Here is a 19,313-nt window from a genome sequence, read left to right on the forward strand (position 1 = left end):
AGCTCAGGAGGACGCGAAGATCGTCTTCTTCTGGCGTTCGATCGAGGACAGCAGACTGTCGACGCCCTTGGGGTTCTGGAGGAACTTCTGGAGGGAGGGCTGCATCACCGTCGAGGTGAAGTCCGGCCGCGAGTCACGGTCCATGAACTGGGTCAGGCTCTTGGCGCCCGAGATCATCTCGTACGCCTTCTTCTGGAGCGGCGTGTAGGACGAGGTGTCGGCCTTGCTGGAGGCGGCCACCACGCTGGAGTCGGCCTTGAGGTAGATCTGCTCCGCCTCCGGGGTGCCCAGGTACTCCAGGAGCTTGGTGACGCCGGCCTTGTTCTTGGGCGCCTTGGAGACCATGAAGCCGTCGGTGGGCGCCTCCACGGTGTCCTGCCCGTACGCCGGGTTGATCTCCGGGAAGGCGAAGAAGTCCAGGTCGTCCAGGTCGGCCTTGTTCGTGAACTGCTGCGCCACGAAGGAGCCCAGCAGGTACATGCCCGCCTTCTTGGACACCAGCGTCTGCGCCGCGTCCTGCCAGGTGCGGCCCATGAAGCCGTCCTGGTGGTAGGGCAGCAGCTCGGCCCAGTGGTCGAAGGCCGCCTTGACCTTCGCGTCCGTCCACGCCGCCTTGCCCGCCATCAGCTCGACGTGGAAGTCGTAGCCGTTGAGACGGAAGTTGATCTGGTCGAAGGTGCCCATCGCCGGCCAGGCGTCCTTGTCGCCGAACGCGATCGGGACCAGCCCGTCCTTCTTCATCCGCTTGCACAGCGCGACCAGCTCGTCCCACGTGGTGGGGACCTCGTAGCCGTGCTGCGCGAAGACGCTCTTGCGGTAGAAGATCGCCCACGGGTACGTGTACAGCGGCACGAAGTAGTACTTGCCGTCCGCGCCCTTGGACAGCTTCTGCATGGCGTCAGGGAAGTTGGCGCCGATCTTCTGCCACACGTCGTCTATCGGCGAGGCGAGGTTCTTCGCGGCGAAGAACTGCATCCGGTAGCCCGCGAACCAGTTGAACACGTCGTCCGGCGTGCCCTGGAGGTAGGAGTTGATCTGCTCCTGGAACGTGTTGTGGTCCTTGGTGTTCACGTCGACCGTGATCCCGGACTGCTTCTTGAACGCCGCGTAGATCTCCGCGAACGCCTTCTTCGGCACCGCGTCCGACGCGTTCGACCCCAGCGTCACGGTCTTCGGGTCGCTGGAGCTGCCACTGCCGCCACAAGCGGACAGCAACGGGATACCCGCCCCCAACAGGGCGGCACCACCCACCCCCTTGAGCACACCGCGGCGGCTGGGCGAGGGGAGGGAAGACGAGAGGTCACGCATGGACGGCTCCTGAAGGCAGGGGTTCAGTCATGGAGGGGCTCGGAGACCAGTCGTAATCGACCAGAAACCAACTTGACCGAACACGGTGGCGCAATGACAGCGTTATGTCAGGTCATGCGTCAATAGCTTTCGAACTGATTTGTCGAAACGTGACCGACATCCCTGCCTCCCGGTGACCCAGGAGCCTCGCCGCCGACCCGCTGTTCAGTTGCGGGCGGCGAAGGCCTTCGAGAAGGCGAACGGGCCCTGGACGACCGAGCTGCAGGTCGCGTCCGCGGAGGGCTTCGCACCGCCGGGGCACTGCTTGTCCCGGGTGGCGGACCACATCGAGAGCCAGCCGAGCCCCTTCGCCTTGGCGAAGCCCACGAGCCGGCCCGCGTCCTCGACCGTGAAGACCTCCGAGGCCACGTCGTTGACCCCGATCATCGGGGTCACGGCGACCGCTTTCCAGGCCGCGCTGTCGGACAGTCCGAGGACTCCCTTGACCTGCGCCTGGGTGGCGGTCGCGGCCTGCTCGGCGTACGTGCCCATGTCGCCGCTGTACGCGGGCCCGTAGTCCATCGCCATGATGTTGACGGTGTCGATGCGCACGCCGTTGGACTTGGCGTTCGCGAGCAGGTTCACGCCGTCCTGGGTCAGGCCCTCGGGCATCACGGGCAGGGTGAACGAGACGTCCAGGTCCGGGTGGTCCTGTTGGATCCTGGCGATCGCCTGCGCCCTCCGGGTGTTCGCCGCCGTGTTCGGCAGCGCCCCGCCCTCCACGTCGAAGTCGACCTTGGTCAGGTCGTATACGTCCACGACCCTGCCGTACGCCGCCGCGAGCGCGTCCGCCGAGGAGCAGGTGGTGGCCAGCTCGGAGCCGGAGGCACCGCCGAAGGAGACCCGGACGTCACCGCCCTTCGCCCGCAGCGCGCCGATCTGCCCGGCCACCGCGTCGCTCGCCAGATCGCTGACCCCGCCCCACTTGGGCGTGCAGCCGCCGCCGTCGGTGACGAAGGCGAGGGTGTAGTCCTTCACGCCGGTGGCGTCGGCTGCGGCCAGCAGGTCGAAGGCGGGGTGGAGGGAGGTGTCGACGTAGGGCGCGAAGCCGTCGCTGCCCGAGGGGGCCGGGGTGGGGGCGGGCGTGGGAGCGGCCGGGCCGGAGGGAGTGGCCGTGGGTGCCGGGGCGGGAGTGCCGCTGCCGCCGGTGGAGCAGTCGCCGCCGTCGACGAGACAGCCCGTGGGGTCGCCCGTGCCGCTGACCACGAACCCGACCGTGACCGACTCCCCCGCGGCCAGGCCGTCGGTGTCCCACTTGGGCGGCTTCACCAGGACATGGCGCCCGCTCACACGGGACTCCCCGTTCCACAGGGACCCGAGCGTGACTCCGCCCGGCAGGTCGAACTCCAGCTTCCAGTCCTTCTGGGCCGAACCGCTGTTGTTGGTGACGACGTACTGCGCGGTGTACCCCGTCGACCAGTCGCTCGTCCTCGTGTACGCGGCGCCGATCCCCGCCGCCTGGGCGGTACCGCTCAACAGGACCGCCCCGGTCCCCACCACGGCGGCGGCGACCACCCCGCCGATCACCTTGTTCTTGCTGTTCAGTCTGCGCCGATGCATGCTCATGGCGTGGCACGCTAGCGATCCCGAATCGGGCAAATGACCTGATCAGGGCGGGCGTTGAGGATCTTAGGGCGCGCTTAAGGAAGGGATCGGGATCGGTTAAAGGTCGAGACCAGTCGGCCGGTGCGGCGCCTGCGCACCCGGTGCCCCCGGCGTACCGGTTCGCGCCCGTCGAGCTGGATCCAGATCCGCACCTCGGTGCCGCCCAGCACCGACGACCCGATCCGCACGTCCCCGCCCGTCGCCTCGGCGAGCCGCCGCACGATGTCGAGGCCGAGCCCCGTCGAACCGGTGCTGCCTGACCCCCGCCCGCGTGCCATGGCGGCCTCCGGGTCGCGGATGCCGGGGCCCGCGTCGGAGACGAGCACGATCACCGCGTCCTCGCCGTTGTGCACGTCGACCGCGAAGGCGGTGCCCTCCGGGGTGTGCCGGAAGACGTTGCCGAGCAGGGCGTCCAGGGCGGCCGCGAGGTCGGCCCGGGCCACGGGGATGCGCACCGGCCGCTCGGTGCCGGCCACCCGCCACTTGCGGCCCTCGTCCTCGGCGAGCGCCGACCAGAAGCCCATCCGCTCCCGGACCACCTCGGCCGCGTCGCACCCGGCGCCGGGTCCGGCGGCCGCGGTCTGCGGCTTGGCCTCCCGGGCGGTGCGGATGATGGTGTCGACCTCGCGCTCGAGCTGGGTGACCGCCGCCCGGGTCTGCTCGGCGGCCGGTCCGTCCCCGAGCGAGGCCGCGTTGAGCCGCAGCACGGTCAGCGGGGTGCGCAGCCGGTGGGACAGGTCGGCGGCCAGCTCCCGTTCGTTCGCCAGCAGTTGGACGACCTGGTCGGCCATGGAGTTGAACGCGACGGCCGCCAGCCTGAGTTCGTTCGGGCCCTCCTCCGGCACCCGCGCGCCCAGTTGCCCCTCCCCCAGCTCGTGGGCGCCCTCGACGAGTCGCTGCGCGGGCTGCACCATCCGCACGCCGAGCCGGTCGGCGACCGCGACCGAGCCGACGACGAGCGCGATGCCGACGCCCGCGAGGACCGCCCAGGCGGTCGCGACGCCGTTGCTCACCTCGGACTCGGGGACGTAGACCTCGACGACGGCTATCTCGCCGGAGCTGAGCGCGACCGGCTGGAGCAGGGTGGAGCCGCCGGGCACCCCGGTGGTGGAGGCGCGGCCCAGCGTGCGCACGGTCGCGATGTCACCGGTGGCGGCCCGCTGCCGCCCGATGTCCACGGCCCGCTGGCCTCCGCCCGCCGGTATGTGGACGGCCATCCCGGAGTCCGAGCCCGCGGAGGCCACGACCCGCTCCAACTGGTCCCGGTCGGTGGTGATGGACAGGGCCGGGGCGACGGCGGCCGCCTCCCGCTCGGCGTTGGAGAACGCGCGGTCCCGGGCCATCTCCTTGATGACGAGGCCGAGCGGGACGGCGAAGGCGACCACGACCATGGTGGTGACCGCCAGACAGACCTTGACCAGAGCCCACCTCACAGCGGCGGCTCCAGCTTGACCCCGACGCCCCGCAGGGTGTGGAGATAGCGGGGCTGCGCGGCGGTCTCCCCCAGCTTCCGCCGGAGCCAGGACAGATGGACGTCGATGGTCTGGTCGTCGCCGTAGGACTGCTGCCAGACCTCCGCGAGGAGTTCCTTGCGGGGGACGACCACTCCGGGCCGGGCGGCCAGGAAGGCGAGCAGGTCGAACTCGCGTCGGGTCAGGTCGAGCCGGACGCCGTCCAGTTCGGCCTGGCGGCGCAGCGGGTCGACGCTCAGGCCGCCGACGCGCAGCACGGTCTCGGGCGGCGCGTCCCCTCCTGCGGCCCGGGACCGCCGCAGGACGGCGGCCATCCGCGCGGAGAGGTGTTCGACCGAGAAGGGTTTGGTGAGGTAGTCGTCCGCCCCGGCGTTCAACAGGCGGACGATCTCCGTCTCGTCGTCCCGCGCGGTGGCGATGATGACCGGGACGTCGGTGATCCCGCGCAGCATCTTCAGGGCCTCGGACCCGTCCAGATCGGGCAGACCGAGGTCCAGGATCACCACGTCGAAACGGAAATGGGCGACCTCGCGCAGCGCCTCCAGCGCCGTCCCGACGCTGCGCACGGTGTGTGCCGCGTCGGTCAGGTGCCGGATGAGCGCCGAGCGCACGAACTGGTCGTCCTCGACCACGAGCACACTTGCCATGCGCCGCACCGTACGCGATTCGGGCGAGTGCGGTCGGGGCCTGTGGACAACTCAGTCCGGGTGCGGCCGGTGAGACGGGTGAGGCAGTATGGCGGGCGATGCGCAGAGGACTCGTACACGTACTGGCTTGGACGCTCGCCACGGGCGCGGCGGTCACGCTGTCGTGGTGGGGCGTCCACACGGTCATGACGGGCACGGCCTACGACCCGCCGCGCGCCCTGCCCATCACGGCGGCCGAGGCGACCACGCAGGAGTCGAAGCCGCTTGCGTCACCGACGCCGACGCGGACCGGGCGGGCGGCGCCGTCGAAGAGCCCCGCACCGACGCCGAGGGCCACCAGCGCGCCGCCGACCCCCTCGAAGAGCCCTTCCCCCACCGCCTCCGGCCAGATCAGGAGCTACGACACCGACGGCGGCCGCGCGGTCTTCGACCTCGGTGAGAAGTCGGCGACCCTGGTGTCCGCGACACCGGGCACGGGGTGGTCGATGCAGGTGTGGAAGACGGAGTCGTGGATCCGGGTGGAGTTCTCCTCGGGCGCGGACCGGGTGTCGGTGTTCTGCACCTGGCACGACGGCCCGCCGCGGGTGGAGATCGGCACGTACTGAGTCAGCGGAACACCGAGGGCGGCGGCGCCGGCGAGGCCACCGCCTCTGCGTCCGTCACGGGTACGGCCCCGCCGGTGAAGTCGAGGAGCGCCTTGCCGTGTTCGACGCGGCCGGGGTGCGGGTCGGAGGCGGCGCGGCGGGTCAGCTCCGGGACCGGCAGGGGGGTGTCGGAGGCGACCAGGACGGCGTTGCCGAAGCGTTTGCCGCGCAGGACCGTCGGGTCGGCGATCAGGGCGAGCTCGGGGAAGCGGGCGGCGGCGGTGGCGATCTGGCCGCGGAGATGGGTGAGCGGCGGCCCGTCGGCGAGGTTGGCGGCGTAGCAGCCGCCCGGCCGGAGCGCCCTGCGGACCTCGTCGAGGAACTCGGTGGAGGTCAGGTGGGCAGGGGTGCGGGCGCCGCTGAACACGTCGGCGATGACGAGGTCGGCCCATCCGTCGGGAACCTTGGCGAGTCCCTGGCGGGCGTCCACGGACCGCACCCGTATCCGCGCGGTCGGCTCCAACGGGAGCTTCTGTCGCACCAGTTGCACGAGGGCCGCGTCCCGCTCGATCACCTGCTGGGTGGAGCGGGGGCGGGTCGCGGCGAGGTACCGGGCGAGGGTGAGGGCGCCTCCGCCGAGGTGGACGGCGTGCACGGGCTTGTTGGGGGGTGCGACCAGGTCGATGACGTGGCCGAGCCGGCGCTGGTACTCGAAGGAGAGGTGGGTCGGGTCGTCCAGGTCGACGTGGGACTGCGGCGCGCCGTCGATGAGCAGCGTCCACGCGTGCGTGCGCTCGCGGTCGGGGATGAGTTCGGCCAGACCGCCGTCCACTGGTTCCACGACGGCTTCGGCGGATCTCCTGGACTTTCCCACTCCGCCATTATCCGCGGTGGGAGGACGTCCCGCGTCCGAGGGCGGGCGAGGCCGGGCGCGGCCCTCCCGGTCAGGTCCCCGTCACCGGCAGTTGTCCGCGGCCTCGATCAGTCTCGCCGCCTCGCCCAGGGCCGCCCGCAGTACGGCCGGGTCCGTCGCCAGGTCGGCGTCCCCCGGCGGCAGCAGCCAGTCCGAGCCCTCGACGGGCGGCTCCGGGGCCAGCCGCAGCCCCCGGCCGTCGGTCTCCGTGCAGGTGCTGCCGGGCACGTCCCACGCGGCCGCCGTCCCCGGTGGCACCAGGAACCCCAAGGTCTCGCCGCCGTCGTCGTGCAGCACCGGCCCGACCCCGTCCCCCACCCCCCGCCGCAGGATGTCGACGGCCTCCAGGCCGTGTCGCGTCGGCACCGTGACCACGTCGCACGACACCGGCGTACAGGGATTGACGCTCCGGCTGATCTCCATCGCGGCCTCCACCAAGGAACCCTCGTCCGACTCCGGGAGGTTCAACGCGCGCCGGCGTCAACGGCTACGGCAGAAGTCCGCCGCAAAGGATGGCAGTTCATGGCGGATCCCGGATGAGATATCCGGTTTGTAGCCAAACCCCGCATGGCGACCCCGGCACAACAGGTACGTTCTTGCCCGCCGGAAACAGGGCGTCTCACTGACAAACCAGTCAACTCGCCCCTCCTCCGGCATGGTTCGACGGTTCGCACGAGAGGACCCGGCCATGGCGTCGTCAATGGTGACCTCGTCCCAGTCCCCCACACCACCGCGGCCGAACCTCGCGTTCCGGCGGCTGCGCGGACAGCGCTCGCCGGCCGAGTTCGCCGCGGCGGTGCGGCGGGCCGCGCGCGAGATCGGCGAGAGCGTGAGCTGCGACGCGCGCTATGTGGGTCGCGTCGAGGCGGGCGAGATCCGCTGCCCCAACTACGCGTACGAACGGGTGTTCCTGCACATGTTCCCCGGCCGCACGCTCACCGACCTGGGCTTCGCCTCCCGGGCGTCCGTACGGGGGCGCCGGGCGCGCACCACGGGTGAGACACCGGGGACGTACGAGCCGTATGACACGCAAGACACGCAGGACCCTGACGACACGTACGACAACTACGAGGAGAGCGACGTGCTGCGTCGCGCATTCATGACCGGCGGGGGCGCCACCGTCGCCGCCGCCTCACTGGGCCCCCTCGGGCTCGCCCTCGACGCCACGGCCGCCGGACGTCCGGTCCGCCGCGCCGGGACCGGGGAGGCGGGTGCCCTGGAGGAAGCCGTGCGAAGGATCCGGTTGCTCGACGACCGGCACGGCGCGGACGGCCTGTACCAGCGCGCGGCGGCTCCACTGCGCGCCGCCTACGCGCTCCTTGACGCCGGCGCGACCCGGCAGACGACCGCCGACCGGCTGCACTCGGGCGCGGGTGAGCTCGCCATCTCGGTGGGCTGGCTGGCGCACGACTCCGGACGGTTCGACGACGCCCGCTCGCACTACGCGGAAGCACTCGCGACGGCCCGGGTGACCGGGGACGACGCCCTGGAGGCGCACGCCTTCTGCAACACCGCCTTCCTCGCGCGCGACTCGGGGCGGCCACGGGAGGCGGTGCGGGCCGCGCAGGCCGCGCAGCGGGTCGCCCGGCCCCTGGGTTCGCCCCGGCTCATGTCCCTGCTCGCGCTGCGCGAGGCGGGCGGCTGGGCGGGGCTCGCCGACCGCACCGGGTGCGAGCAGGCGCTGGCCCGGGCGCAGGCCTACTTCGAGCGGGGCCTGTCGGACGCCGACCCCGAGTGGATGAGCTTCTACGGCGAGGCCGAGCTGGAGGGCCTGGAGGCGCAGTGCTGGTCCACGCTGGGCGACTGGCGCCGGGCCGCCCGGCACGCGCGCCGGGCGGCGCACCTCCAGGACCCGCACTTCACCCGCAACATCGCGCTCTACACCGCCGAGCTCGCCGACGACCTGGCCCGCGGCGGCCAGCCCGACGAGGCTGCGGCGGCTGGGCTGCGGGTGCTGGAGCTGCTGGGCGAGGTCCAGTCGTCCCGCGTGCGGACCATGCTGGCGGCGACGGCGAGGGTGCTGCTGCCGCACCGGCGGGCCTCAGGGGTGTCGGCGTTCCTGGAACGCCACGCGTCACTGCCGCGGACCGCTTGAGGAAACGGCGGGTACAGCTCGGCAAGACGTGACTGCACCCACCCAGGGGCGCGGGGAACTGCGCGACCAGCCCCGACGCACCGGCACCCGGCTACGAACCCAGATGCCCCAGATCGTTCCAGCTCTCGATCGCCGGCTCCCCGTAGGCCCACCCCAGCACGGACAAGGACGTCGGATTGAGTCGTATCCGCGCCGCGAAGTCGATCGGCAGCCCCAGCCACCGCGCCCCGATGGACCGCAGGATGTGCCCGTGGGCGAACACCAGCACATCCCGGTCCGCCGACCGCGCCCAGGCGACGACCTCGTCCGCGCGTGCCGTGATCTGCGCGAGCGACTCCCCCTCGGGGACGCCGTCCCGCCAGATCAGCCACCCCGGCCGCACCGCCTGGATCTCGTCCGGGGTCATGCCCTCGTACGCGCCGTAGTCCCACTCCATGAGCGTGTCCCAGGTGGCCGCCCGGTCCCCGAACCCGGCGAGTTCGCAGGTCTCACGCGCACGTGCCAGCGGGCTCGTGCGGACCTCCAGGCCGGGAAGGCCGTCGTACGGGGGCCGGTGCAGCCGTTCGCCGAGCAGCTTGGCGCCCTGCCGGCCCTCCTCCAGGAGGGGCACGTCGGTCCTGCCGGTGTGCTTGCCGGACAGTGACCACTCGGTCTGTCCGTGGCGGGCCAGCAGGATGCGCGGTGCCATGAAGAAACCTTTCCGGGGGAAAACGGAGGCAGAACCCCTCCATCATCGCGCACCCTGTGTGAGGGCAACCCGACGGGCGTTCCCAGCGTCTTTGAGGGCCGAAGGCGCTGCGTGGGGGCACTCCACAAGGGCCCGCACATACGCCGTAAAGTGGCACGACCGGACGACGACCGCCGGAAGCCGCGCGAAACGAAGGGGGACAGGATCGGATGCCGCTGACCGAGACACCAGGCATCGAGGCAGTCCCGGGCACGCGGCTGCGCTGGTGGACCGAGCTGCCCCTGATCCTGCTGGTGTACGCCTGCTACAGCGCCGGACGGCTTCTCGCCAGGGGCGATGTCTCGGGCGCCGTCGACCACGGCCTCGCGATCCTCAAGATCGAGAAGGTGCTCTACCTCAACGCCGAGCACCCGCTCAACCGGCTGTTCACCGACCAGGCGTGGATCGGCGTACCGGCCGACTTCTGGTACGCCTCGCTGCACTACCTGGTCACGCCGGCCGTCCTGGTCTGGCTCTTCCGCTCCCGGGCCGTGCACTACCGGGCGGCCCGCACCTGGCTGATGACGTCCACGTTCATGGGCCTGATCGGCTTCACCCTGCTGCCGACCTGCCCGCCCCGTCTCCTCTCGGCGAGCCACGGCTTCGTCGACACCATGGCCCAGTACAGCTCGTACGGCTGGTGGGGCGGGGAGGCCAGCGCGCCGCGGGGCATGGGCGGCATGACGAACCAGTACGCGGCCATGCCGAGCCTGCACGTCGGCTGGGCGCTGTGGTGCGGTGTGATGCTGTGGCGCTACGGCAGGACGCGGACGACCAGGGCCGCGGCCGTCGCCTACCCGCTCATCACCACCATCGTGGTCATGGGCACCGCCAACCACTACTTCCTCGACGCGGTCGCGGGCGCGGCGGTGATGGGGCTCGGGTTCCTCCTCGCCCCGTACGTCAGCCGGGCGGCGGAGCGGGCCACGGCGGGCGTCCGCGCCCGGATAGCCACCGTGTCCGTGACCTCTCGCGACACAGAGACCTCGATTGTCAGTGGCGGATGCCAGACTTCCGCGGGTGAGCACATTCCACGGCAGCGCGAATCACGCTTCCCAGGCGGAGCCGAACCGAGTGCCGCTCCCACGGACGCGGGGGACGGCGCTCCGGCAGCGGCTCGCTGAGCTGCGCGGTCCCGAGGTACCGGCCAAGGCGCTGGACGCGCGCGCCCTGGCGGCCCTCGCCGCCAACCCCGGGTGCCGGCGGCGCGCGATCCTGGACGGCGCCGGGGTGAACAAGACGGCCCTGGCGAGTGCGCTGGGCTCGCCGTCCGCCTTCGGGCAGTCGCAGTTCGCCCTGACCCGGGGCAACGCCTTCGAGGCGAAGGTCAAGGCGGACGGCGGCGCGGAGCTGCTGCGGCTGGTGCACGAGCGGCTGGACCGCGGCGCCGAGCCGCCCGACGGGGCCCACGTGCCCGACCTCACCGCGATCGGACCCGAGGGCCGGACCGCGCGCACCGCCCTCGCCCTGCGCGAGGCAGGCGAGGCGCAGGGCTGGACGCTCCTCGACCATCCCATGCTCGCGCTGGACGTCGCCGGCTCCCCCGCCTTCCTGGAACCGGACGCGGTGGTCGTGCACCCGGACGGGAGCTGGACGGTCGTGGAGATCAAGTCCTTCCCGATGCTGGACGGTTCGGCCGACCCGTCGAAGGTGGGCGCGGCAGCCCGCCAGGCCGCGGTGTACGTCCTCGCGCTGGAGGAGGTCGCCGCCCGGCTGGAACCGTCGCCGAGGGTCCGCCACCGGGTCCTGCTGGTCTGCCCCAAGGACTTCTCCAACCTCCCCACCGCCTCCGCCGTCGACATCCGCAAGCAGCGCGCGGTCACCGCCCGCCAGTTGGCCCGGCTCACCCGTATCGAGGACATCGCCGAGGCGCTGCCCGAGGGCACCTGCTTCGCCCCCGACCGGCCCGCCGCCGAGCTGGCCGCCGCGGTCGAGTCGGTCCCGGCGACCTACGCCCCCGAGTGCCTGTCCGCGTGCGAACTGGCCTTCCACTGCCGGGACCGCTCCCGCGCGGCCGGCCAGGTGACCTCCCTGGGCCGCTCGGTGCGCGCGGAGCTCGGCGGTCTGACGACGGTCGAGGACGTCCTGGCGGCGGCCCGCGGCGAGACCGGCGACCCCGACGACCCGGCGGTGGCGGCGCTGCGCAGGGCGGCCGAACTGCGCGCGGAGGCGCTGGGGGTGGCCGCATGTCGCTGATCGCCACGCTCGCCCGCCTGGAAGCCGTCAGCACCGGACGCGCCCAGCCCGCCGCGACCGTGCGGCACCGCCATCTCTCCGACCGTCCGCTCGTCCTGGTCCCGCTGACCACCGCGGGCGAGGCCGGTGCCCCGCTCGGCGCGCTCGTGGGGACCGACCGGGACGCCCCGCACCTCCTGGTCGTACCGCAGCCCCGGGACCGTGACCTCAGGTTCGCGTTCCTGGCCGAGCTGGCCGACATCGTGCTGCCGTACGTCGACGGGTACGCGGAGGCGGTGGAGGCCGCCGAGCGCAACGAGACCGACCCGGAGACGGGCAAGCGGGTCAAGGTAGAGGTCGAGCTGTGCGCGGACGCCCCGCAGCTGATCCTGCCGAGCCGCGCGGGCGCCGATTTCGTACGGCTGCTCGGCCGTTCGATGCGCTTTCGGCGTACGGCGGAGCAGGACCCGGAGACGCCGTACCCGGCCCCGCCCCGGGTGCCGTTGCTGGGCCGGTGGCTGACCCACTTCGGGGAGCGGGCCCGGGTACCGGGCTCCTCGCTGCTGCTGGCGATGACGGACGTGCTGGCCCGGCACTGGTCGACCGGGCAGTCCAGCCTGGAGGACCAGCACCTGGGCGCGCTGCTCGCGTGGATCGACCCGCCCGAGGGCCGCTCGGGCGCCGAGGCGGCCCTGGAGGCCGAGCTCGCCCGGGACGACCGCGGCCAGCTCCTGCACCCGCCCGCCGGTCCCGCCACCGACCCGGCGTTCGACAACAAGCTGCTCGCCCCGGCCCTCGAGCGCTACGACCGCGCGCGTACCGCCCTCGCCGCCGCCGAGGACGGCCTGGAGGCCGACGACCGGCTCGGCGCGCTCACCGCCGCCGAGCAGGAGATCCGCGCGCTCGTCGCGCACCACACCCGCCCCACCTGGGACGCGGTGTGGCGGGGCGTGGACCTGCTGCGGGCGCTGCCCGAGGGGGCGCACGTCGAGGAGCGGTGGACGCGCGACCGCTGGTCGTTCACCGGCCACCGCGACCGGGTCGTGGCGGGCGAGCCCCCGCAGCCGCGCCGCGACGACGCGGTCACCGCCGCCAACAAGCTCGCCGCGCGCGAGCGCGAACAGGCCCGCCTGGAGGCGCAGGAGGCGCTCGACGACCCGCTGGTGATGGCGGGGCGGCGGCTGGCCGGGGAGGCGTTCGCCGGGGAGGTCGTCGACGTGCAGATGACGTACAGCGAGGGCAAGCGGCCGAGCCCCCGCCCGCTGGTGACCGTGCGCACCGACGACCGGCCGCACCTGGGCGAGCGCGCCAAGGTGTACCGCTCGCTGGGCGGCAAGCCGCAGTCGGCCGAGTTCGTGGGCTGCGAGGAGGAGGGCGCGCTGATCGTGCTCAAGGTGCTCGACAAGATGGGCCGCGGCAAGGAGCCGGAGACCGGGTCCGTCCCGGAGAAGGGCGACCGGGTGTGCTTCACGCTCTTCGAGCACGAGCAGCGCGGCGGCGCCAAGCTGCCCGACCCGGAGAACACGCCGTGGACGCACGGCGGGCCGCCCGGTGAGGCCGTGCAGGAGACCGCCGATCCCGTGACCCCGGAGGACGTGCTGTGACCACCCCGGCCCCCGGAGGCCACCGGACCTTCGACCCCGGTGCCGAGGCCGCTCGCGCCACCGACGCGATCCTCCACGACACCCTGCACGGCACCCACCGCGGAGTCGTCGTCGACTCCCCGCCCGGCGCCGGCAAGTCCACCCTCGTCGTCCGCGCCGCCCTGGAACTGGCCGACGCCGGGCGCCCGTTGATGGTGGTCGCGCAGACCAACGCCCAGGTCGACGACCTCGTGCTCAGGCTCGCCGAGAAGAACCCCGAACTGCCGGTGGGGCGGCTGCACAGCAGTGACGCCGACCCGTACGACAAGGCGCTGGACGACCTCCCGCAGGTCCGCAAGTCGGCGAAGGCCGGTGATCTGACCGGGCTGCCGGTCGTGATCTCCACGGCCGCGAAGTGGGGCCATGTGAAGGCCGACGAGCCGTGGGCGCACGCGATCGTGGACGAGGCGTACCAGATGCGCTCGGACTCGCTGCTGGCGGTGGCGGGGCTGTTCGAGCGGGCGCTGTTCGTGGGCGACCCCGGCCAGCTCGATCCGTTCGCGATCGTGGGCAGCGAGCAGTGGGCGGGACTGTCGTACGACCCCTCGGCCTCGGCGGTGACGACGCTGCTGGCCCACAACCCCGAGCTGCCCCAACACCGGCTGCCGGTGTCCTGGCGGCTCCCCGCCTCGGCCGCGCCGCTGGTCTCGGACGCCTTCTACCCGTACACGCCCTTCCGCAGCGGCACCGGCCACGACGACCGCCGGCTCACCTTCGGTGTCCCCTCGGACGGCTCGGGCCCCGACCGGGTGATCGACGCGGCGGCGGAGTCCGGCTGGGGCCTGCTGGAGCTGCCGGCACGGCACACCCCGCGCACCGACCCGGAGGCGGTGCGGGCCGTCGCGACCGTCGTACGGCGCCTGCTGGACCGGGGCGGGGCGGCCACGTCCGAGCGCTCACCGGAGCCCGCGCCGCTGACGGCCGACCGCATCGCCGTGGGCACGGCGCACCGTGACCAGGCGGCGGCGGTCCGCGCCGCGCTGACCGACCTCGGTGTCACGGACGTCACCGTGGACACGGCGAACCGTCTCCAGGGCCGTGAGTACGACGTCACGGTCGTCCTGCACCCGCTCTCCGGCCGCCCCGACGCCACCGCCTTCCATCTGGAGACCGGCCGCCTGTGCGTGCTGGCCTCGCGCCACCGCCACGCGTGCGTGGTGGTGTGCCGGGCGGGGGTGAGCGACCTGCTGGACGACTACCCGTCCACGGAGCCGGTCCAGCTAGGCACCCTGGTGAAGTTCCCGGACGGCTGGGAGGCGAACCACGCGGTCCTGGCCCGCCTCGCGGAACACCGGGTGCCGTGGCGTCCGTGACGGTGCGCACTATCTGTGGGCATCGGGCCCTCTTGCACGGGCGCGGGACAATGGACGGTGGCCCTCCCCAGGCGGGCCGACGGTACGGACGACGTACGAGGAGGATGAAGACATGGCGGAGCCCACGCCGCGTCGGAACGAGCCGCGGCTACGCCCCGCGCCCCTGCTGTTCGAGCCCGCCCAGGTGGCCGACGACCCGGAGCACTTCTTCGACCTGGAGTCGATCGACGACCCGCGCGCGCTGCTCACCCGGTCCACCGAGCTGGCGCACGCCTTCCGCGCGGCGGCGGACCGTGCCGTGGAGTTCCAGGCGATGGCGGCGGCCCAGCTGGCCGACCCCAGGCGCTTCGACCGGCTCACGACGGCGGACATCGCCGAGCGTGCCGAGTGGACCGAGGACTACGCGAAGAAGATGGTGGAGTTCGGCCGGGACCTGCTGCGCGGTGCGGAGGGCGGAGCGGGGCACGCGGACCCGGTCTGACCGGCTCCGGTCCGATCGCTCTGGCCTGATCGCTCTGGCCTGATCGGCTGTGGCATATGCCAGCCGGGCAAGATACTCCACACTCCCCCCTCCTGTCCCGCATTCCCGCAACCCTGAGGAACCGACCGCTCACGCCGGGTAGATGTAGATGGCATGAGCACTCGCGACGAACCCTTCTCCGACCGCTTCGACGTCTCCGGCGTCACCGCGGACGGGGCCGCCTGGCTCGCCTCGGCAGGAACGTATCCGCGCAGCACCCTGTCGTTCTGGGAGGAGCGCCCCGCCGCCCCGGTCGTCCTGCCCTGCGGCACCGTCTTCGACGTGGTGAGCGCCCCCGCGATCTTCGGGCGCAGGATGCTCGACCGGCTGTGGGACGAGGGCCCCGGCTCGGGGCCGGTGGCGACGCTCCGGGGCCGGATGCTGCTCTTCGCTGCGCCGGGCACGGCTCAGCGGCTGCCGTCCCTGCTGCGGTGGGAGGAGTGCGGCCGTACGGCGTCGATGCCGCCGCTGCTGTGCCACGGCACCGGCGACGCGGTGACCGTCCCGGCCCCGCTCGGCGCGGCGAAATCCGCCGCGACCTCCCGCTGGCTGGTCGGCCCGGACACCCGCCACCCCTGGCTGCCGGGCCCCGAGATCCTGCTCTGGGCGGCCGTGCGCGCCGCCCGCACCGCCGTGCGGATTTCGATTTTTCCCCCGGCCGATCAGGATGCTAAGGTCTACGACGTCAGCAGGCGCCGCTAGCTCAGTTGGTTAGAGCAGCTGACTCTTAATCAGCGGGTCCGGGGTTCGAGTCCCTGGCGGCGCACGTTGTCGATGGCGAGGCATGGTCGCGGAAAGCGCGAACCGGCCTCGCCATCGTCGTTCCTGCGCGGCCGCGAAGTCAGCCGACCGTGATCTCCACGTTCCACGCGCCCGTCGCCGTTCGGTCCGTCACCTTCACTCGTACGTCCTCGTCCGGCACCTTGAAGGTCTCGCCGGGCTCGACCGGGGCGTCCGCCAGGGGCGGGTAGACGGAGTTCTCCCAGCAGGCCTCGGTGCGGGGGTGGGCGTCGAGGACCTGGATCGGGCCGCCGCCGGACGCCGCGCCGCTGTGGACGCGGTAGACCAGCACACCCTGCCGGCAGACCGCCGTGTCGTTGCCCACCGCCCCGCGCGCCTCGAAGGCGAGCACGCTGTCGGTCCCGGTGCGCACGACCGCGAGCCTCGTGCCGCGCCCGAACCCGAGGACCCCGGCCCGGCCGGGACCGGCCCCCACCGGCTCCAGCGTCAGCCGCGCCGGCTTTGGCCCGCGTACGCACACCACCTGCCGTCGCTCCAGCCAGCCCAGCTTCCACTTGTGCCAGGCGAACAGCTCGGGGGCCAGACCGAACTGGCTGCCCATCAGGTCCCAGTCGCCCACGTAGGTGTCCCAGTCGCCCTTGCCGTCCACCGGCCGGTGGTACAGGTCCGGCAGGTCGAAGACGTGCCCGGTCTCATGGGCCAGCACCAGCCGGTCCGGCGGATGTTTCTCGAACACCGTGACGACCCGGCGGATGTCCGTGCGGTCGGCCCGCAGCGGCACGTCCAGGTTGACCACCTTCGTGGCGTCCGAGTCGACCCCCGGCGCGTCCGGGTCGGCGACGAAGTAGACGACGTCGTAGCGCGAGAAGTCGACCTGCCCGTCGGCCGCGGCGAGCGCGTCCCGCAGGTAGGCGCCCCGGTCCGCGGCACTCCAGTCGCGCTGTATGGCGTACGACGTCGACGGCCGCGGCATCCGGATCCAGTCCCGCAGCGGGTGCGGGCGCAGCGTGAAGCGGCCGTAGGAGGCCCGTTCGAAGAAGCGGGTGGTGGCCGGGAAGTGGTCGGCGGTGAGCTGGGCGGGGGTGGTGAGCGGCGGGGCGTCCGGGAAGGACAGGAAGATCATCACCGCGTCGAGGGCCCGGGCCGGGCGCGGGTACGCGGTGTTCCAGGTGTCCAGGCCCTCCGAGTGGTGGGCCTCGGTGCGTTCGAGGGTGCAGGGTGCCGAGGAGAAGGGCCCGGCGACCGAGGGAGCGGTGACGAGGGAGGTGGCGGCGAGGGCCGCCATGGTGGTGAACACGGCGGCGGTGCTGCGCAGTGGCGGACGCGCGAAAGTGCGCGGAAAAGGGCGCGGCAACGGGACCTCCGGGAGCGGTTCACGGGACACCGCACCCAGCCTGTGTTGATTTGCTGTACTACGTCCTGTTTATCTGCACCGGACGAGTGAGTTGGCGTGACCCGCCGGACCGGCCGACACCCCCGAATCACTCACGGAACGTCACAACCGGTCTCCGGCCTGAAGAACCCGTCCAGTCGCGGGCAGAAACGATCTGTCAGAAGGGGTTGCCGGCCCCCCAGACTGGGCAATGGCTGGAAGGGCCTGGGGGCAGCCTCTATGATCGGCACACTTTCCTGCGCGGACAGCGATCGAGTGCACTGCGGGAGCGAGCGGTGAACGGAACGTCCGAAGGGCCGGCGCCCGCGGCAGACCTCGACGGGTCAGCCGTTACAGAGAGTGATATCGCGACACCTTCTCGTACCGAGCCCCCGTCGCATCGCGCGGCCTTCGCGGCGGCGCCGCTGGCCATGGCCGTGGTGAACGGCGAGGGCACGGTGATCGACGCCAACCCCGCCTTCGGCGAGCTGCTCGGCGCGGTGCCGGAGGAGCTGACCGGCACCCCGGCCGCCGACCTGGTGGACCTGGCGTCGGACCCGCGCACCTGGCACGCCTATCGCGAGGTGCTGCGCGGCCGGCAGGCGAAGCTGCGCTGCAAGCGGCGGCTCAAGCATCCCGACGGGCACTCCATGTGGGCGCAGATCACCGTCACACCGCTGACCGCCGACTCGCAGGGCTCCCCCGGCGTCCTGCTGTCGGTCGCCGACATCACCGCCCGCCGTGAACTCCAGGCGCGGCTGCGGCACTTGCAGATGCACGACCCGGTGACCCGGCTGCCCAACCGCACGCTGTTCTTCGAGCGGCTGACGGCCGCGCTGGAGCCGGAGTCGTACGAGCAGGGCGGCACGGGCCGGATCGGGCTGTGCTACCTGGACCTCGACGGGTTCCAGGCCGTCAACGACACCCTCGGCCACAGGGTGGGCGACCGGCTGCTGGCCGCCGTCGCCGAGCGTCTGACGCGCTGCGCGGACGAGGCCGGCCTCGACCGGGCGGCCGCTCCCCTGGTGGCCCGGCTGGGCGGCGACGAGTTCGCGCTGCTCGTCGAGGACTCCACCGGCACCGAGCAGCTCGCCGACCTCGCCGAGTCCCTGCTGAAGGCGATCCAGGCACCCTTCGACCTGTCCGGGCACCGGATGTCGGTGTCGGCGTCGATCGGGGTGGTCGAACGGCGGGCCGAGGGCACCTCGGCGACCGGGCTGATGCAGGCCGCCGACACCACGCTCTACTGGGCCAAGGCGGACGGCCGGGACCGCTGGACGCTGTTCGACCCCGAGCGCAACGCCCACCGCATGACCCGCCAGGCCCTCGCCTCCACCCTGCGTCCGGCCATCGAGCGCGGCGAGTTCAAGCTGGAGTACCAGCCGCTGGTCGGCATGGAGGACGGCCGGCTGCGCGGGGTCGAGGCGCTGGTGCGCTGGAACCATCCGCAGTTCGGCCTGCTGACGCCGAATCGGTTCATCGCACTGGCCGAGGAGGACGGCTCGATCGTCCTGCTGGGCCGCTGGATCCTCGCCACCGCCTGCCGTCAGGCCCGGCAGTGGCAGCTGGACCACCCCGACGAGCCGCCGATCTTCGTCAGCGTCAATGTGGCGGTCCGTCAGGTCTGGGACTCCGACCTGGTCGCGGACGTGGCGCAGACCCTCGCGGAGACCGGCCTGGCCCCGCACCTGCTCCAGCTCGAACTCACCGAGTCCGCGGTGATGGGCTCCGCGGGCCGCCCGCTCCAGGCCCTCCAGGCGCTGAGCGACATGGGCGTGGGCATCGCGATCGACGACTTCGGCACGGGCTACTCCAACCTCGCCTACCTCAGCCGCCTCCCGGTCTCCGTCCTGAAACTGGACGGCTCCTTCGTCCGGGGCTTCCAGTACGAGGGGGAGGGCGTCGCCCCGAACCCGGCCGACGAGGTCGTCGTGGAGGCGATGATCCAGCTCGCCCACCGCCTCGGGCTCACCGTCACCGCGGAGTGCGTGGAGACCTCGGCCCAGGCCAGCCGGCTGCGCCGCATCGGCTGCGACACCGGCCAGGGCTGGCTGTACTCACGGCCGGTGTCGCCGGATCGTATCTCCGGGCTGATGGGCGTGCAGGCGTAGGCGCTCCACGGGGGGCGGGCGACGAACCGTGACCGGTTTCGCCCGCCC

At 72.6% G+C, this 19,313-nt stretch carries 17 protein-coding genes and 1 tRNA gene; 10 read left to right on the forward strand and 8 right to left on the reverse strand.

Annotation, left to right across the window (positions count from 1 at the left end; all coding sequences use genetic code 11):
* Positions 1-3 precede the first annotated feature (3 nt).
* From ACIQJT_RS07925 to ACIQJT_RS07940, 4 genes are all read right to left on the reverse strand, one after another.
* The gene (locus ACIQJT_RS07925) at positions 4-1,308 is read right to left on the reverse strand and encodes an extracellular solute-binding protein (protein ID WP_365449930.1); all 1,305 of its coding nucleotides are present in this window, start codon (positions 1,306-1,308) and stop codon (positions 4-6) included.
* Between the two features lie 204 nt (positions 1,309-1,512).
* Positions 1,513-2,913 (reverse strand): cellulose binding domain-containing protein, encoded by a 1,401-nt coding sequence (locus ACIQJT_RS07930; protein WP_402640869.1) that lies wholly within the window; start codon positions 2,911-2,913, stop codon positions 1,513-1,515.
* A 74-nt stretch (positions 2,914-2,987) separates the two neighbouring features.
* Positions 2,988-4,385: a HAMP domain-containing sensor histidine kinase gene (locus ACIQJT_RS07935; RefSeq protein WP_365449926.1), complete on the reverse strand. Its 1,398-nt coding sequence runs from the start codon at positions 4,383-4,385 to the stop codon at positions 2,988-2,990.
* Positions 4,382-5,071 carry a response regulator transcription factor gene (locus ACIQJT_RS07940; protein ID WP_365449924.1) on the reverse strand — a complete coding sequence of 230 codons (690 nt, stop codon included), beginning with the start codon at positions 5,069-5,071 and terminating at the stop codon, positions 4,382-4,384. Before ACIQJT_RS07940 ends, ACIQJT_RS07935 begins: the two co-directional genes overlap by 4 nt.
* A gap of 98 nt (positions 5,072-5,169) precedes the next feature.
* On the opposite strand from ACIQJT_RS07940, the gene ACIQJT_RS07945 reads away from it, so the two are divergent.
* Entirely contained in the window at positions 5,170-5,676 is a 507-nt protein-coding gene (locus ACIQJT_RS07945) for a hypothetical protein (protein WP_365449922.1), read from the forward strand.
* Position 5,677: 1 nt separating this feature from the next.
* Here the strand turns inward: ACIQJT_RS07945 and ACIQJT_RS07950 are convergent, their stop codons facing one another.
* Entirely contained in the window at positions 5,678-6,529 is an 852-nt protein-coding gene (locus tag ACIQJT_RS07950) for a spermidine synthase (protein ID WP_402640874.1), read from the reverse strand.
* An 81-nt stretch (positions 6,530-6,610) separates the two neighbouring features.
* Positions 6,611-6,991, reverse strand: a complete 381-nt coding sequence (locus ACIQJT_RS07955; RefSeq protein ID WP_402640876.1) for a hypothetical protein — start codon at positions 6,989-6,991, stop codon at positions 6,611-6,613.
* A gap of 265 nt (positions 6,992-7,256) precedes the next feature.
* Here ACIQJT_RS07955 and ACIQJT_RS07960 point away from each other — a divergent pair, with 265 nt between their 5' ends.
* Positions 7,257-8,663, forward strand: a complete 1,407-nt coding sequence (locus ACIQJT_RS07960) for a tetratricopeptide repeat protein (RefSeq protein WP_365449916.1) — start codon at positions 7,257-7,259, stop codon at positions 8,661-8,663.
* Between the two features lie 91 nt (positions 8,664-8,754).
* On the opposite strand, the gene ACIQJT_RS07965 is transcribed toward ACIQJT_RS07960, so the two are convergent.
* The gene (locus ACIQJT_RS07965; protein ID WP_365449914.1) at positions 8,755-9,351 is read right to left on the reverse strand and encodes a histidine phosphatase family protein; all 597 of its coding nucleotides are present in this window, start codon (positions 9,349-9,351) and stop codon (positions 8,755-8,757) included.
* Positions 9,352-9,560: 209 nt separating this feature from the next.
* On the opposite strand from ACIQJT_RS07965, the gene ACIQJT_RS07970 reads away from it, so the two are divergent.
* From ACIQJT_RS07970 to ACIQJT_RS08000, 7 genes are all read left to right on the forward strand, one after another.
* Entirely contained in the window at positions 9,561-10,514 is a 954-nt protein-coding gene (locus ACIQJT_RS07970) for a phosphatase PAP2 family protein (protein ID WP_402640879.1), read from the forward strand.
* A complete protein-coding gene (locus ACIQJT_RS07975) occupies positions 10,465-11,586 on the forward strand; it encodes a hypothetical protein (RefSeq protein WP_402640882.1) in 1,122 nt (373 codons plus the stop codon). Before ACIQJT_RS07970 ends, ACIQJT_RS07975 begins: the two co-directional genes overlap by 50 nt.
* Complete coding sequence (locus tag ACIQJT_RS07980) at positions 11,577-13,169, forward strand: hypothetical protein (protein WP_402640884.1); 1,593 nt, start codon at positions 11,577-11,579, stop codon at positions 13,167-13,169. Before ACIQJT_RS07975 ends, ACIQJT_RS07980 begins: the two co-directional genes overlap by 10 nt.
* Entirely contained in the window at positions 13,166-14,521 is a 1,356-nt protein-coding gene (locus ACIQJT_RS07985) for an AAA domain-containing protein (protein ID WP_402640886.1), read from the forward strand. Before ACIQJT_RS07980 ends, ACIQJT_RS07985 begins: the two co-directional genes overlap by 4 nt.
* A 112-nt stretch (positions 14,522-14,633) precedes the next feature.
* The gene (locus ACIQJT_RS07990) at positions 14,634-15,002 is read left to right on the forward strand and encodes a hypothetical protein (RefSeq protein ID WP_053851180.1); all 369 of its coding nucleotides are present in this window, start codon (positions 14,634-14,636) and stop codon (positions 15,000-15,002) included.
* Positions 15,003-15,155: 153 nt separating this feature from the next.
* Positions 15,156-15,743, forward strand: coding sequence for a bifunctional DNA primase/polymerase (locus ACIQJT_RS07995; protein WP_365449904.1), 588 nt, complete (start codon positions 15,156-15,158; stop codon positions 15,741-15,743).
* A tRNA-Lys gene (locus ACIQJT_RS08000) sits at positions 15,734-15,807 on the forward strand. Before ACIQJT_RS07995 ends, ACIQJT_RS08000 begins: the two co-directional genes overlap by 10 nt.
* 75 nt (positions 15,808-15,882) lie before the next feature.
* Here ACIQJT_RS08000 and ACIQJT_RS08005 read toward each other — a convergent pair.
* A complete protein-coding gene (locus ACIQJT_RS08005) occupies positions 15,883-17,166 on the reverse strand; it encodes a M6 family metalloprotease domain-containing protein (RefSeq protein ID WP_402640890.1) in 1,284 nt (427 codons plus the stop codon).
* Positions 17,167-17,450: 284 nt separating this feature from the next.
* On the opposite strand from ACIQJT_RS08005, the gene ACIQJT_RS08010 reads away from it, so the two are divergent.
* Entirely contained in the window at positions 17,451-19,265 is a 1,815-nt protein-coding gene (locus tag ACIQJT_RS08010; protein ID WP_402640893.1) for a putative bifunctional diguanylate cyclase/phosphodiesterase, read from the forward strand.
* Positions 19,266-19,313: the final 48 nt, after the last annotated feature.

Origin of the sequence: Streptomyces sp. NPDC091972 (assembly GCF_044756385.1) — a bacterium.
In the GTDB taxonomy this organism is placed as follows: domain Bacteria; phylum Actinomycetota; class Actinomycetes; order Streptomycetales; family Streptomycetaceae; genus Streptomyces.